The sequence below is a fragment of the Photobacterium ganghwense genome (genome assembly GCF_003025595.1).
In the GTDB taxonomy this organism is placed as follows: Bacteria; Pseudomonadota; Gammaproteobacteria; order Enterobacterales; family Vibrionaceae; genus Photobacterium; species Photobacterium ganghwense.
Window position 1 is genome coordinate 165,251 of sequence record NZ_PYMI01000007.1, and the last position, 15,302, is coordinate 180,552.

14 protein-coding genes and 1 tRNA gene are annotated in these 15,302 nt (G+C 52.9%); 8 read left to right on the forward strand and 7 right to left on the reverse strand.

All coding sequences use genetic code 11. The annotated features are described in order from the left end of the window. Positions 1 to 117: 117 nt before the first annotated feature. Positions 118 to 1,488: a M20 family metallopeptidase gene (locus C9I92_RS21160; protein ID WP_047887390.1), complete on the forward strand. Its 1,371-nt coding sequence runs from the start codon at positions 118 to 120 to the stop codon at positions 1,486 to 1,488. Then, a complete protein-coding gene (locus C9I92_RS21165; protein ID WP_047887389.1) occupies positions 1,485 to 2,972 on the forward strand; it encodes a YfcC family protein in 1,488 nt (495 codons plus the stop codon). The genes C9I92_RS21160 and C9I92_RS21165 overlap by 4 nt, the downstream gene beginning before the upstream one ends. A gap of 196 nt (positions 2,973 to 3,168) precedes the next feature. Here C9I92_RS21165 and C9I92_RS21170 read toward each other — a convergent pair whose 3' ends face one another. Beyond that, on the reverse strand, positions 3,169 to 4,728 hold the full coding sequence (locus C9I92_RS21170; protein WP_248827398.1) for an ABC transporter substrate-binding protein: 1,560 nt from the start codon (positions 4,726 to 4,728) through the stop codon (positions 3,169 to 3,171). 508 nt (positions 4,729 to 5,236) lie between these two features. On the opposite strand from C9I92_RS21170, the gene C9I92_RS21175 reads away from it, so the two are divergent. From C9I92_RS21175 to C9I92_RS21190, 4 genes are all read left to right on the forward strand, one after another. After that, complete coding sequence (locus C9I92_RS21175; protein WP_047887388.1) at positions 5,237 to 6,007, forward strand: ABC transporter ATP-binding protein; 771 nt, start codon at positions 5,237 to 5,239, stop codon at positions 6,005 to 6,007. Positions 6,008 to 6,089: 82 nt separating this feature from the next. Next, a complete protein-coding gene (locus C9I92_RS21180) occupies positions 6,090 to 6,866 on the forward strand; it encodes an ABC transporter substrate-binding protein (protein WP_047887387.1) in 777 nt (258 codons plus the stop codon). An 83-nt stretch (positions 6,867 to 6,949) separates the two neighbouring features. Next, positions 6,950 to 7,690: an ABC transporter permease gene (locus C9I92_RS21185; RefSeq protein WP_047887386.1), complete on the forward strand. Its 741-nt coding sequence runs from the start codon at positions 6,950 to 6,952 to the stop codon at positions 7,688 to 7,690. Positions 7,691 to 7,692: 2 nt separating this feature from the next. Further along, entirely contained in the window at positions 7,693 to 8,370 is a 678-nt protein-coding gene (locus C9I92_RS21190; RefSeq protein ID WP_047887385.1) for an ABC transporter permease, read from the forward strand. A 371-nt stretch (positions 8,371 to 8,741) separates the two neighbouring features. On the opposite strand, the gene grxB is transcribed toward C9I92_RS21190, so the two are convergent. The 4 genes from grxB to C9I92_RS21210 all read right to left on the reverse strand — a co-directional run bounded on the left by grxB (position 8,742) and on the right by C9I92_RS21210 (position 11,530). Beyond that, positions 8,742 to 9,392, reverse strand: coding sequence for a glutaredoxin 2 (gene grxB / locus C9I92_RS21195; RefSeq protein ID WP_047887384.1), 651 nt, complete (start codon positions 9,390 to 9,392; stop codon positions 8,742 to 8,744). Between the two features lie 27 nt (positions 9,393 to 9,419). After that, the gene (gene xthA, locus C9I92_RS21200) at positions 9,420 to 10,226 is read right to left on the reverse strand and encodes an exodeoxyribonuclease III (protein WP_047887383.1); all 807 of its coding nucleotides are present in this window, start codon (positions 10,224 to 10,226) and stop codon (positions 9,420 to 9,422) included. A 195-nt stretch (positions 10,227 to 10,421) separates the two neighbouring features. Beyond that, positions 10,422 to 10,970: a GNAT family N-acetyltransferase gene (locus tag C9I92_RS21205; RefSeq protein WP_047887382.1), complete on the reverse strand. Its 549-nt coding sequence runs from the start codon at positions 10,968 to 10,970 to the stop codon at positions 10,422 to 10,424. Continuing rightward, positions 10,958 to 11,530, reverse strand: coding sequence for a P-loop NTPase family protein (locus C9I92_RS21210; RefSeq protein WP_047887381.1), 573 nt, complete (start codon positions 11,528 to 11,530; stop codon positions 10,958 to 10,960). Before C9I92_RS21210 ends, C9I92_RS21205 begins: the two co-directional genes overlap by 13 nt. A gap of 242 nt (positions 11,531 to 11,772) precedes the next feature. Between C9I92_RS21210 and C9I92_RS21215 the strand changes: the two genes are divergently transcribed. Beyond that, entirely contained in the window at positions 11,773 to 12,021 is a 249-nt protein-coding gene (locus C9I92_RS21215) for a GlsB/YeaQ/YmgE family stress response membrane protein (protein WP_047887380.1), read from the forward strand. 129 nt (positions 12,022 to 12,150) lie between these two features. Beyond that, on the forward strand, positions 12,151 to 13,119 hold the full coding sequence (locus C9I92_RS21220) for a glutathione S-transferase family protein (protein WP_047887379.1): 969 nt from the start codon (positions 12,151 to 12,153) through the stop codon (positions 13,117 to 13,119). Between the two features lie 50 nt (positions 13,120 to 13,169). Here the strand turns inward: C9I92_RS21220 and C9I92_RS21225 are convergent, their stop codons facing one another. Together C9I92_RS21225 and C9I92_RS21230 are read right to left on the reverse strand one after the other, a co-directional pair. Further along, a complete protein-coding gene (locus C9I92_RS21225; RefSeq protein WP_047887378.1) occupies positions 13,170 to 14,900 on the reverse strand; it encodes a response regulator in 1,731 nt (576 codons plus the stop codon). A gap of 259 nt (positions 14,901 to 15,159) precedes the next feature. After that, positions 15,160 to 15,244, reverse strand: a tRNA-Tyr gene (locus tag C9I92_RS21230). Positions 15,245 to 15,302 lie beyond the last annotated feature (58 nt).

The window sequence follows — 15,302 nt, forward strand, 5'->3', positions numbered from 1 at the left end:
CCTTGGTCAATAAAGATACAACTAACTGATAATTCTAAATCGAGCTGCCTTTTTGTTGGTTTAGTCGGTACTGGGAATAATAAGCAGACTAAATCAGATGGAGCTGAGAGGGATGCGATGAAAGCCAAAATAGCGACAACAAAAATAGCGACTGCCATTGATGCAATGCGTGACGATTACCTGGCTGCGGTGAAACGCCTGGTGGCCATTCCGAGTGTCTGGCAGGAAGATGACAGCGGGACACCTTTCGGACAACCGATTGATGATTGTCTGGATGCCACTCTGGCACTGTGCCGGGAAATGGGGTTCCTCACCTTCAAGGATCCGGCTGGTTATTACGGCTATGCCGAAATTGGCAGTGGTGAGCAGATGATTGGGGTTCTGGGGCACCTTGATGTTGTACCAACCGGTGAGCGTTCGGCCTGGCAATCAGACCCGTTCAGCCCGGAAGTGCGCGACGGCCGTCTATACGGTCGCGGCGCGCAGGACGACAAAGGGCCGACGCTGGCCGCACTGTTTGCGGTCAAAGCCTTGCTGGACAGCGGGGTACAGCTCGAAAAACGGGTACGTTTTATTTTCGGAACGGACGAAGAAACCCTGTGGCGCTGCATTGATCGTTATCTGGCCAAGGAAGAAGTGCCGCAGTGCGGGTTCACCCCGGACTCTGCCTTTCCGCTGATTCACGCGGAAAAAATGCTGATTCAGGCTTGGTTACATGGGCCGGGTGATCCGCTGATTGAACTGGCCTGTGACGGGGCGCTGAATGCGGTGCCGGAGCTGGCACGCTATGAAGGTCCGCTGTGGGAAGAGTTGGCCGCCAAGCTCGATGAACTGGGGTATGACTTTACCGCAGAAGATGCCGAGGTGGTGGTGTTCGGCAAGGCGGCGCATTCGGCCTCGGCCGATACTAAGGGAGTCAATGCCATTGCCCGCCTGTGCCTGGCATTGCGCCAGTTGGGTGAAACCCATCCGGCTGTGAAGTTGATTGCCGAACAGATTGGTGAGGATGCTAATGCCCGGGAAATTTTTGGCCCGGTGGAGGATGTCAGCGGTCGGCTGACCTGTAATGTGGCCAAGCTGACAATTACACCAGAGCACAGCCGTATCGGATTGGATATCCGGGTTCCCGTCACTTTCAGCAAAGCCGACTATGATACGGATATACAGGCCGTTGCCGAACAGTATGGCCTGCGATACGAAGAGTTTGATGTGCTGCCCTCTCTGTATATGCCTGCTGACAGCCCGGTAATCACTGCCCTGATGGATGCGTATCAGGCCGTGAGCGGTGATATGGACAGCTTGCCGATGACGTCCGGCGGTGCGACGTATGCCCGGGCGATTCCGAATTGTGTCGCGTACGGGGCGATTTTCCCGGGGCGTGACAAGGTAGAGCACATGCCTGATGAGTACCTGATCATTGATGACATGATGCAGGCCATGAAGGTGTATGCCGAGGCAATCTATCGTTTGCAGGGAGTGGCGTTATGACAACAACAACGACTGAGGCTGGCAATATGAAACGTAAGTTTTCCATGCCGACTGTATATACCATCCTGTTCATTATTATCGCGCTGGTGGCTGCGCTGACCTGGATCATGCCTGCCGGGAAATATGACTATCTGGTCAATGGCACCGATCAGGTCATTCCGGCGGCGGAGGTACTCAACTACAGCGGCGGCGAACGTCTGCTGCCGATACCGGGTACTTATCAGGAGTTGGAATCGTCCCCGCAGGGGATTGTCGATGTGCTGATGGCCCCGATTAAAGGCTTTCACAAAGCTGTTGATGTGGCGCTGTTCGTGCTGGTGATAGGTGGTTTTCTCGCCGTGACCATGCGTACCGGGGCGATGGATGCCGGGGTGGCCTCGATAGTCCGCCGGTTCCATGGGCGTGAGCAACTGATGATCCCGGTACTGATCTCGCTGTTTGCTCTGGGCGGTTCCACCTACGGGATGGCTGAAGAAACGGTCGCCTTCTGGGCGGTGATCCTGCCGGTCATGGCTGCGGCCGGGTATGACCGGATGGTTGCGGCGGGCATCATTCTGCTGGGATCTGGCGTCGGGGTGCTGGCCTCAACCGTCAACCCGTTTGCAACCGGGATTGCGTCAGGGTTTGCCGGACTGCCGATTGGTGACGGGATTGGCCTGCGCCTGATTCAGCTGGTGATTCTGGTGGTGTTGGCATCCTGGTTTGTCATGCGCTACGCCGCCAGGGTTAAAGCCGATCACGCCTGTTCGGTGCTGGCCGATATCCAGTTTGATGATGAATTCTCCCACATCAGTGAAGATGGCGGTGAATTTACGACCCGTCAGAAGTGGACCATGGCGATCTTCTTTGGTGCGTTTCTGGTGATGATCTACGGTGTGATCCCGTGGGAAGACATGGGCATTACCGCGATTCCGACCCTGTGGTGGTGGTTTGATGAGCTGTCTACGCTGTTTCTGACCGCTGCGATTGTGATTGCGGTGATCAACCGCATGGGGGAAGGAGTGTTTATCAAAACCTTCCTGGAGGGAGCCAAGGATCTGATCGGGGTTGCGTTGGTAGTTGCGGTGGCGCGGGGGATTTATGTGGTCATGGATAACGGTGTGATCATCGATACCATCCTGAACTGGGCGGAAGGTGTGGTTACCGGCCTTTCCTCAGGCGTATTTGTTGTGGTGACCTACTTCGTCCATATCGTGCTGAGCTTCTTCATACCGTCGACTTCCGGTCTGGCGACCGTTTCTATGCCGTTGATGGCTCCGCTGGCCGACTTTTCCGGCATCGGGCGGGATCTGATCATCACCGCGTATCAGTCAGCCAGCGGTTGGATCAATATTTTTGCGCCGACAGCCGGGCATCTGGTAGCGGGGCTGGCGCTGGCCAAAATTCCGTATGAACGTTTCCTCAAGTGGGTGATGCCGTTTGTTATTATGGTGCTGGTGGTTACCGTGATTCTGCTGTTTGTCGGGGCGGCGCTGGCTGCGTAAGCCCACGGAGGAGGTATTTGGTGGATAACGCATCAGCCTGTTCAAATAGTCTTTAAGTAGCAATGTGTTAAGTGGCAATGTGCTAAATACTAACTCTTTAACAATAATGCTTTAAGTCATAGTCTTTAATCAATCACCCTATCCACAACAAGCCCGGACTGAATAGATTCAGCCCGGGCTTGCCTCTTTCTTCGTCTTAGTGTTTCACCGGATGCTCATCACCGGCCTGCCGGGTTTCGGTATCGGTGGCTGTTGGGCGAAGGGCCAGCACATGCAGCAACCGCTCTGGTGCCTGCGGCCAGACCAGCGGACTGGCGACCGGGTTATCTTTGTTGAACCAGCCCGTGAACCGACGGGTGTTGTACTGGTAAAACTGCACGGTGTTGTAGAGCGGCACTGTGATCTGTCGGCTGGCGGTGATATGGCTCAGCTCATGGATGATTGCCAGACGCTGCTTCGCGGTCGGCGCGACCGGGAAGCGGGCCAGCAAGGTATCGATCGCCGGATCCCGGTAATAATGTTTGGCATAGCGGGGATACTGCGGCGCCTGATAGGCGCTGTTGAAGGCCATATCGAAGTACTTAAACGGGGTCGGTCCCTGCGGGTAATTGGTCAGTGCCAGCTGGTAGTCGGCATGGCTGAATCGCTCAGCAAACTCATTGAAGTTCGTCTCAATAGTGCTCACCTTCAGACCGATTTCCCGCAGCATTTCACTGGCAAGCAGTGCCGTGGTATTGAAATCGGTCCAGCCACGAGGCGTCATAATCGTGAGTTCCAGTGGTTTCCCGGACGGCAGGTCACGCCAGCCATCATTGTTCTGGTCCGTCACCTGAATCTGCGCCAGCAAATCACCAGCCAATTGTGGGTTGTAGGTCATGTAGGGCCGGTAGCGCTCCGCTTCAAGCGGATTGGCCCAGCTTTGAAAACGCTCACTCATCCCGGATGCAAAACGGGATGGCTCACCTTGTCCGAAAGTGGCAATGTCGATCATCAACTGGCGCTGAATGGCCATCGAAACGGCCCGCCGGAACGCCAGCTGGTTGAAAACCGCGCGGACTTTCGGATCCTGTGCCCTGAAATTGAACATCAGGCTGATATTGCTGGCCGGTGGCAGCCAGTATTGGAAATCAGGAGAAAGCGAGGCGTAATGCCGTTCGATGTCCGGGATGAAACTGCCGGTCCAGTCAAATTCGCCGGAGGCAATACGCGTGATGAAGTCATCATTATTGGTGACCTTGGGATAGCGCAGGCAGTCAATATGTCGCTCGCTGGCCTGCCAGTATACGGGATTGGCGCACTGGAGGTAGCCGGAGTCACTCAGCGCGTGGATTTCTGTAAAAGGCCCTGTACCGACAGGGACTGGATTGGTGAAGTGTACATAATCGGTCACCGTGCGCCATTGGTGCTCAGGCACTATCGGCAGCAAGACCAGCGTGTATGCGACCAAAGCATTAGGCTTCTTCAGCCGGAAATAGACCTCATACTGTGACCGCTTCTCGATTTTTTGCACCCACTGGTTAATGCCATGGGAATCCAGTTCTGGATATTTTTGCGCAATGGCAAAGGAAAACAGCACATCATCAGCGGTAAAAGGTTTTCCGTCAGACCACTTTACCCCCCGGCGCAAGGTGAAGTGTATCCCTTTTAAATCCGGATCGAGCGCATAGTGGGTGGCTAAACGGTATTCAGGTTTGTTGTTCTGAAGCGTATTAAATATCACCAGTGGCTCAAAAATAAATTCATGCGTTGTAGGCATGCTGGACTTTAAAAAGGGATTGAAATTAGCAGTGATACTGTCTTTGTATTCCGGTACAAGCGTCAGAATGCTCGGGTTTTTGAAGGCTGGTTCTGTGGCGAGAAGGTTGGTTGAAAATAGATTTAAAACAATAAGTAAGGCTGATATCTGAAGCGTGGGCTGGTGCGAAAAAAAACTGCTGAACATGGGTTTACCGGATGATGCTGGTTATGGCGGTATTTTATAAAGATAAGCTACGCCATGTTGCGGGATGGATCAAATACTCTCGAGTCGGGGTTCTTGACTGTTTTATGCGTAAAATGTAATTTTTTATTCTATCATTCGGTAAGTTAATGAAATGTTGCCAAATTGAATGGGTAGTGATACCTTCGAGAAAGTGTTCGAAAAGCAGGCAATCTGTCTACCGTAAAAGTGTAGGTTTTCACCAGAGGCGAAAACCCGCGAACGATGGCAAAAGGTCGGATTTTTTTGGATGTAAGTTGTTCACGGAATACAGGAGTTAGCGCACATGGCAGGTGAAGTGGCGCTTGATGTAAAGGATTTACACAAATCTTTCGGTCAGAATGAAGTCCTGAAAGGGATTTCACTAACTGCCCACCGTGGTGATGTGATTTCTATTATTGGCTCTTCCGGCTCAGGCAAGAGTACTTTTCTTCGCTGTATTAATTTGCTTGAAACCCCGACCCAGGGGGAGATTTGGGTAAACGGCGAACTGATCAAAATGAAAAACAATCGTCAGGGCGAGTACCTGCCGGTTGATGAAAAGCAGGTGCAGCGCATTCGCTCCCGCCTGGCAATGGTGTTTCAGGGATTCAACCTCTGGTCGCATATGACGGTACTGGGCAATGTTATTGAAGCACCGGTTCACGTTCTGGGCGTGCCTAAAGCTGAAGCCATTGAGCGGGCAGAAGCCCTGCTGAAAAAAGTCGGTCTGTATGAGCGTCGTCATTATTACCCCGGTCACCTGTCGGGTGGCCAGCAGCAGCGTGCGGCGATTGCGCGTGCACTGGCCGTTGACCCGGAAGTGATGCTGTTTGATGAACCTACCTCGGCGTTAGACCCGGAATTGGTGGGCGAGGTACTGGGTGTTATGCAGGATCTGGCGCAGGAAGGCCGTACTATGCTGGTGGTGACCCACGAGATGGCTTTCGCTCGTGATGTCTCAAATCAGGTCATGTTTTTACATCAGGGTAAAGTGGAAGAGCAGGGAGAACCTGCAAAATTATTCACTAACCCGGATTCAGAACGTCTGCAACAGTTTATTTCTTCTATATATTGATGGGACAAAACCGGACGGGCAAAGACTTGTCAGGTAATCAGGACAATAACAACAGACAAAGCAAACATAACAGGAGTAGAAGATGAAAAAATGGATTTTGGCCGCTGCTGTCGTTTCAGCACTAGGCGTTACCTCTGCCCAGGCAAAAGAATGGAACACCGTGCGTTTTGGTATTGAAGGGGCTTACCCTCCGTTCAGCTGGACGGAACCAAGCGGTGAACTGAAAGGCTTTGATGTCGACATGGCGAATGCGCTGTGTCAGGAAATGCAGGCGAAATGTAAGATCGTGGCCCAGGACTGGGACGGCATTATTCCGTCACTGCTGGCGCGTAAATATGATGCCATCATCGCGGCGATGTCGATTACCGATGAGCGTAAGAAGAAAGTCGACTTTACCGGTAAGTACGCCCTGATCCCAAATAAGTTCGTGGCGAAGAAAGGCACGGACATTGTGTTCACCAAAGAAGGTCTGAAAGGGGTGAAAGTCGGCGTACAGCGTGCGACTACGCACGACAAATACCTGACGGATAACTACGGTGATGCCGTTGAGATTGTCCGTTACGGCTCGTTTGATGATGCCTACCTGGATCTGAAAGCTGGTCGTATTGCGACAATTTTGGGTGATGCGTCTGCACTTGAAGACGGTCTGCTGAAAAAAGCGGGCGGTGACGACTTCGAGTTTATCGGTCCGTCTCTGACTGATCCGCAGTGGTTCGGCGAAGGCTTCGGGATTGCGGTACGCAAACAGGATAAAGATCTGACCAAGAAACTGGATGAAGCGATCAAATCTCTGCGTGAGAAAGGGATCTACCAGGAAATCGCGTCTAAATACTTCGCTTATGACGTATACGGGCAATAACGCTTAATCACAGAGCAACAGTCCCGGAAGTTTTTGTCTTCCGGGGCTGATTCTCCTCCTGAGTCGTAATAAGGAGCTTCCTTTTGATTGATTTAAAAGGTTACGAATGGTCACTGATGGAAGGGGCTCTGATCACCCTGCAAGTGGCCTTGCTATCTCTCATTTTGGCCATGATTCTGGGGATGGTCGGCGCTCTGGCGAAACTGTCTCCGTACCGTTGGGCGCGTGCTGTTGCCACAACTTACACCACGGTGATTCGTGGTATCCCGGATCTGGTGTTAATGATGCTGATTTTCTTCGGCGGGCAAATGCTGCTCAACGACAGCCTTTATCAGCTCAATGAATCTATCAACAACTTTTTTTCTTCCAGCGATCCTAATCATGAGTGGGCCACTTATCTGCCTGACTATATTGAGATCAGTCCTTTTGTAGCCGGTATTATGACCATTGGCTTCATTTTCGGTGCGTATATGGCCGAAACGTTCCGTGGCGCTATCCTGGCGGTCGACAAGGGCGAACTGGAAGCGGCCAAAGCCTATGGGATGGGCAGTGTGCTGTCATTCCGACGCATTCTGTTGCCTCAGATGATTCGTCACGCCCTGCCGGGATTTGGTAACAACTGGCTGGTGCTGCTGAAAACCACGGCACTGGTGTCTGTTATCGGGCTTGACGACATGGTGCGCAAAGGAGCACTGGCGGCGGGGACAACCCAGATGCCGTTTACCTTCTACATGAGCGTTGCCATTATTTTTCTTGTTTTCACCTCGCTGTCGACCACTGGCCTGAAGTGGGCAGAGCGTAAATTCAGCATTCACACGAGGTAAGTATGGACTTCAGTATTCTGTCTGACTCGTGGCCAATTTATTGGCAGGGTTTTTATACCACCTTTTGGATGGTTGTGGTCGCATTGATCATTGGCTTAATGATTGCGGTGCCTGTCGGGGTAGCGCGTAACAGTCGTCAACCGTTGATTTACGGGCCGGCCTGGGCATTTATTTATTTCTTCCGCGGCACGCCGTTGCTGATCCAGCTCTACCTGATCTACTACGGGCTGAGCCAGCTGATGGATGTGCAGGGGACGTTATGGCAGGAAGCTTGGTTCTGTGCGCTGGTGGCGTTCGTGCTGAACACGGCAGCATATACGGCGGAAATCGTACGTGGCTCAATCAACAGCATGCCGAAAGGGGAAATTGAAGCGGCCAAGGCCTACGGTATGAGTCAGTGGCAGGCGTTCAGCCGCATTATCCTGCCGAGCTCACTGCGCCGTGCATTGCCGGCTTACAGTAACGAAGTGATCTTCATGCTGCACGGCTCGGCCGTCGCCGGGATTGTGACCATCGTGGATTTGACCGGTGCCGCGCGTATTGTTAACTCCCGTTACTATGCGCCGTTTGAATCGTACCTGTTTGCCGGAATGTGCTATATGGTTCTGACGTTCACGATTCTGTGGTGTTTCCGTAAAATGGAAGGACGTTGGATGCGTCACATGCGCGCCCTGTCGTGATGTGAACTTTATCGTAAGGTGATCGTTATCGTGGTTGAGTTTTGTGGGATATGAGGTTCGTCTGTCACACGAAGGCGGTACCTTAACTGGGAGTCAGTCACCCACATCACAGCTAATCAAAAAGCGCCGGGATGAATTCATCCCGGCGCTTTTTTGGATCGGATGGTTCAAGCTGGAAGGTCAGGCGTTTGGTTCTGACCGCGTGAATAGTGTTTCCGTTCGGTTTCCAACATGACGAATGGCGTTGTTCCCCTCACTGAATCTCACTACATTTCACGGCTTTTCACTTCACTTCAATTTACTTAGCCTTACCTCACCGTATTTCGCTATTCTCTCAATCTCAATCTCAATCTCAATCTCAGCGGAAGCCGTTAAACCGCCACATCGTCGTACAGTGCAATGCCGGTCAGTGCCGCCACTTCCTCAATGTACTGACGTACACGAGGCGGGAACTGAATCCCTTTCACTACAGTCAGGTTACGCAGTGACGGGAACAGGTTGACGTCATCGTAGCTCAGCAGATTGTGGCGTTCAGACGGCAGTACCAGCCAGTCCAGCAGGCCGAATGAAGCATTGACCTTCGCCAGGTTTTCTTCTGTCTGGGCAAACGCGGTGTCGAAGTCCTGCTCCAGCATTGCGGATTTATTTTTCGTAAACCAGGCTTTGGCTTCCTGACATTGGAATTCCGGCAGGTCAATCATCATCCAGCGCGGGTAGAGCAGGCGGCTGGTATAAGGCCGGGAGGCTTCCGCCCACGCAGCGATATTGTGATCCTGACTACCGGTAGCCAGTTGTGGATTGCCGTCCCAATTATCCAGATAAGCGGCGATGTCCAGGCTTTCTGCCATGTAACTGCCGTCTTCTTTTTGCAGGATAGGGACCAGGTTTGCCCCCACTTTTTCTATTCGGGCGTCGACATCGTGGTTTTGCAGGTAAACCCGCTCGATGCTGAGCTTTTTCAGCCCTGCGACCATCATGGCTTTGATACAGAACGGGCAGTGGTCGAACACAAACAGTTTCATGGTTGCTCCTTGCGGTATGCCGGAAGATTAGTTAAACGTCGTCCAGATTGGCGCGTGATCGGATGGCTTGTCAATGCCGCGCAGCTCATAGTCGATACCGCTGTCAATACAGCGTTGCGCCAGTGCAGGTGTGGCCAGAATCACGTCGATACGCAGGCCGCGGTTGTCATCAAAACCACGAGAGCGGTAATCGAACCACGAGAACTTGTCGTCCACGTCCGGGTACTGCTGACGGAATGTATCGACCAGTCCCCAATTCATCAGGGTGCTCAGCCATTCACGCTCGATTGGCTGGAATGAACATTTACCGGTTTTCAGCCAGCGTTTGGCGTTGGCCGGGCCGATGCCAATATCGAGATCAATCGGGCTGATGTTGATGTCACCCATCACAATCAGCTCTTCATCGTTGCTGTGATGCGTGTTCAGGTAAGTCATCAGATCGGCGTAGTACTTCTCTTTGGCCGGGAATTTGGTTTCATGGCTGATGTTATCGCCCTGAGGGAAGTAGCCGTTCAGGACAGTCACTTTGCTGCCGTCTTCACGGGCAAAAGTGGCCATGATCATTCGACGCTGGGCTTCATCATCGTCCGTTGGGAAGCCTTTTTTCACTTCCAGCGGAGTCTGTTTACACAGCATGGCCACGCCGTAGTGGGCTTTCTGGCCGTGGAAATAAACCTGGTAGCCCATCGCTTCAATGTCTTCGAGCGGGAACGCTTCATCGTGCACTTTAATTTCCTGCAGGCCGATAATGTCCGGCTGGTGCTTGTCGATCACGGCCTGAAGCTGGTGAAGGCGGGCGCGAAGGCCATTGATATTGAAGGAAATGACTTTCATTAATGAGTCTGCCTTTGATTGATAATTTTTGCTATATCAGCAGGGTTACGCTGGTCGTGCGCACAGCACGCGAGCAACGCAGGGGGTTGTCAGGTAGGGTAACAGGAACCTTTGGTGCTGTGCCAGCGGCTTATGGCCGCCAGCGTGTTTTTGCGGCGGTAAGAGTGACTGGCACTTAGGGTCAGCTACCTGAGGTCAGCAACGCGGCGAGCGTTGTTCCCATTCGTTGCGAAGAATGGCCATGACGATGGTATCCCACCACTGATCTTTGAAAAAACGGTGCTGTTTAAACCGCGCCTCCTGACGCATACCCAGTAGCCGACACAGCCGGAGGGCTGGGACATTAGCACTCAGCGTTTCCGCATACACACGGTGAAGGCCGCACTGCGTAAAGCCGAAGGTCATCAGAGCATCGGCAGCTTCTTCCATCAGCTGCTTGCCATGATAGTGACGATTCAGTCCGCAGCCGATGGCTGCCTGTCGGTCAGCCTCGGTTCTCAGGCAGGCAATACCTATAAACTGGCCTGTAGCTTTGAGCTCGACGGCGAGCTGGTAATGGGTTCTGGGGCATTCCTGTGCCTGAGCCATAAACAGGGCTGCCAGCTGACGGTAATGGGCCGGGGTACAGTCATCATCGTGGTAAAAGCGGCGGTATTTTTCATCGCGGGTCAGGGCGACAAATGCCTCGGTGTCTTCGGGCTGCATGTCTCTCAGACGCAGTCGGCGAGTCTCTATAGTGAACATGATGCATCCTTGCTGTCAGCGTGCTGGTCAGGTTGCACGGCGTTCAGGAAGGCTTGTGTTTCTGCCGGGCTGCGCAGGCGGACAAAGCGGATATGGGGATAGTCCGGCGATTGCATCAGGGCACTGTAACGGCGACGATTTTTCGCATAGTTCCGGAGGGTCCAGAGCAGGATGGAATCTTTGCTGAGCAACAGATTACCCAGCGTTTCTTTATTTCCCGTTCCCGGCCAGAGCTCCTTACCGGGCAGCCAACGGCTCAGGGCGCGCTTCAGTGCCTGATAAAAGGTTCTCGGGAAGGAATAATCAACCCAGATAATGGTATCGACATGTTGCCATTTTACGGGTTCTGTCCGGCTGTAGTTACCGTCCAGTACCCAGTATGGCTGGTGGGTGATGTCCGCAATCTTGTCCAGTAACTCGCTGTCTGGTGTCTGTGTCCAGTTGGGTTTCCAGAACAGGGCATCTATTTCGTGATAAGGGTATCCCAGCTGGGCCGCCAGTTGTTTGCTGAGCGTCGATTTACCGCTGCCGCTGGTACCAATAACATTAATACGTTCCATGTATTCTCTCTGATTTGTCCCGTTCCTGTCATCGTTCTGTTACCGAGCGGGCTGAAAATGTCCCTGTGGCTTGAAAATCCATGACTGCGTTGGCAACCTGCCATCACCTTTCGCTGTACATTATGCAATAGATTGTATTTCATGTACCACGGGGGAGAGGCAATTTTCCGCTGGTATGTGGTGACAGTTGCAGGCTTTGACTATGCTCTTTGAGACACTACATCACCCAATGAGGAGAGGCTATGGGTATCATTTCTTGGATTATTCTCGGCCTGATTGCTGGTGCGCTGGCGAAATGGCTGATGCCCGGTGACGATGGCGGCGGCTGGATTGCGACCATTCTGCTTGGGGTCGTTGGTGCCTTCGTCGGTGGCTGGGTTGGATCATTCATCGGTTTAGGGCCAGCAACCGGGGTCAATATCGGGAGTCTGATCACCGCGACATTCGGGGCCCTGATAGTGTTGTTTGTGTATAACAAGTTCATCCGTTAGGGCGCGCAGGCGCCCAACCGGAGGTGAGCATGTTCAGAATTTTCGATGATCATGCTCGACTGTCCCCTCCCGACAGAATGACCGGCGCTTCTTATAATCATCTCATCAGTCAGCAATGAGGGATGAACAATGGGAAAATTGGTTAACGGTCAATGGCATGATGTGTGGTATGACACTAAAAGCAGCAAGGGAGAGTTCGTGCGGGAGGACGCCGGATTTCGTCACTGGCTGACCGCTGACGGCGGCCCGGGCCCGGATGGTCAAAAAGGGTTTAAAGCCGAATCCGGACGCTACCATCTCTATGTCTCGCTGGCCTGTCCTTGGGCCCACCGCACTCTCATTTTTCGCGCGTTAAAAGGGCTGGAATCACATATTGACGTGACTGTTGTCAGTCCTGATATGCGCAGCCATGGCTGGGAATTTGACGAGCCAGAACCGCTGTATGGTTTCTCTTTCATGCATCAGCTTTATACTAAAGCCAAGCCGGACTACACCGGTCGAGTCACAGTGCCTGTGTTATGGGACAAGCAGACGGAAACCATTGTCAGCAATGAATCCTCCGATATCATTCGCATGCTGAACACGGCTTTTGATGATCTGACGGGGAATCAGGACGACTTTTACCCACTTGCTCTTCGGGGTGACATTGATGAATGGAACGCGCTGATTTATCCAAACATCAATAACGGTGTGTACCGTTGTGGCTTTGCCACGACTCAGGAAGCGTACGATGCGGCGTTTGACCGTCTATTTGATGCTTTGGACGCGGTCGAAGACCATCTGAATGACAATCGCTATCTGACCGGTGACAGGCTGACGGAAGCCGACTGGCGTTTGTTTACCACTTTGATCCGTTTCGATGCGGTTTATGTTGGCCATTTCAAGTGTAACCGGCAGCGCATTGCGGAGTATCCGAACTTGCAGGGCTACCTCAAAGAGCTGTATCAGTATCCAGGGGTCGCTGAGACCGTGGACTTTTACCACATTAAACGCCACTACTATTTCAGTCACGATAACATCAATCCGACAGGCATTGTGCCCAAGGGGCCGGATTTAGATCTGGTTTCCCCCCACGGGAGGAATGCGTTAAGCGGCTAAATTTCCTTCAGCGGTTACGTTAAGCCAGTGCCGAAGCAAAAACGGATGGTTTAGATTCCCAACGCCTCTTCTCCGGGCTGAGGGGCCTGCCCGTAACCGGCCAGTAAAAACTGCCGGGTACGTTTCTGGTACGGACGAATCAGACGAACCTGACCCGGCGAGCTGCAGGGCGATGCCATCAGCTCAAAGAGCCGGGTACGCCATTTGTCCAGGCTGTCGGGCAGTGGCATCGAACTGATGGCCTGCAGGCTCTGGCGCAGGGGCTGCTCTTCCCCCATGTTCAACGCGTACAGGCACTGTAACCGGCCCAGGTTCGCTTCGGTACTGAGCGGATAATCAACCAAGATGGCCTCATACCGGGGCAGTGCCTGTTCCGGGGATTCCAGTAAGTCATAAGCCTCTGCCAGACGGCGTTCCAGCTGACGGACGGCCTGTACCAGTAAGGTATTTTCCCGTAACGCCCTTAGTCTTTGCTGGCTGTGGTGGTCAAACCGATCCCGAAGTGAGAGCGCCCGCAGGCATTCTGCAATGAGTTGGGTTTCGCCAAAGTGTATTAGCAGCGGCATGGCATCGGCGATCATGACGGACGGCAGCTTAGTGATCATATCGAAATAGGTCGACATCCCGAGTAATAAACGGCGTTTGGCTTTGAGTGGGGTGACATTTCCGAGGGTGAGCCGGGCGGTCATAATGTGACTGAAGCTGGTTAGAAAGGGTTGCTGAGCCGGCAGAATACGTGACTGTGCCCGGCGATCGATCTGTTTCAGTGCCTGGCGCAGCTTGGCGCGAAGCGAGGCCGCGGCGTGCTGGAAATAAGCCTGCTCGTAAATTGCCATGTACTGCGAAAAACAGATGATCCATTCCACATCAATAATGGGCAGATGGCCAGCCAGCGTGTGCCCGGCCTTAATCAGCTGCTCCGTTTTGTCCAGTTCGGCGGCCAGGCGTGCAACCCGCAATGCACGGTGGCTGATCCCCGGCGTCAGGGTCAGGGCTTTCTGGGCCGTTTCCAGCGCTTCATAGCGTTGTCGGTTTTGCTCCTGATATTCGGCCAGATAATCGTAAAGCTCAATGTGTAGCGGCGTTTCTGTCAGCTGGCGTTGTAAGAGGGCGATAGCAGCCGGCAGATTGTCTTTGTGCGCGGCAATTTTGGCCTGCACCAAGCTGATGTGAGCCGAAGGGTGGTACTTCTGCAACAAAGTGGCAAACCGTTCTGCCTGCCCCCACTGATTATTGGTCATCAGTAAATCCAGCAGTAAGCCTTCCCGTTTCCGGTGATAACCACTGTGTTGCAGGCTCTGTTTACACAGGCTGACGGCTTCCTCGTGATTGCCGGTTTCCATAGCCTGATAAATGGGTTTCCTGAGTGTGATTTCATCCATGACCGCAAACAGCTTTTTCTGGACCTGATCGGTGGTGATGGGTTTGGTGATGAAACTGTCCGGCTCGACCGACAAGCTGGTCAGGATCACTTCGGCAGAATGATCGCCGGACAGCAGAATCACGCCGCAGTAAGTGGTGATGTGACGCCGCCGCCGCAGCAGGCTGACCAGTTCGGTGCCGGTCAGGATGTCATCCAGGTGGTAGTCAATAAACAGCAGATCGTAGGCATTGAGCTGGCAGCGGGTAATGGCCTGAGTGTGGCCGTGAGCAATGTCGATATTTGTCACACCGGCTTGGCGAAGAATGCTTTTTAACAAAGTGGCCGCACTTTTATGATCTTCAACGATCAGCACTCGGATATTGTCGACTTCTGTATTATCAACGGCTTTCTGACCCATCTGGTGCACAGGCGTTTCCCCTTCCTGAACATGGCATCCATTTGAATTTTAGAAAGGTATTGTCCAAGTAGACAACATGATTTTTACCCGGTGTGAGAGATAGGCGACTGTCCGGAGAACTACTCAGTGAGAAAACCAAAGTGGAAACGCGAGCTTGCGCTTACCCGAAAGAAGGCGGCGGTTGTAAAAATTTGTGCAAGGGATGTGATTTATTTCAGGTATGAAAAAGGCCGACAGCTTGCGCTATCGGCCTGAATGATGGTGGAGGGGGACGGATTCGAACCATCGAAGGCGGAGCCGGCAGATTTACAGTCTGCTCCCTTTGGCCACTCGGGAACCCCTCCACGGGGTGTTGCAAATTGTGTTATTGCTCAAGTTTGTCGGAGCAATGTTGAGAACCGC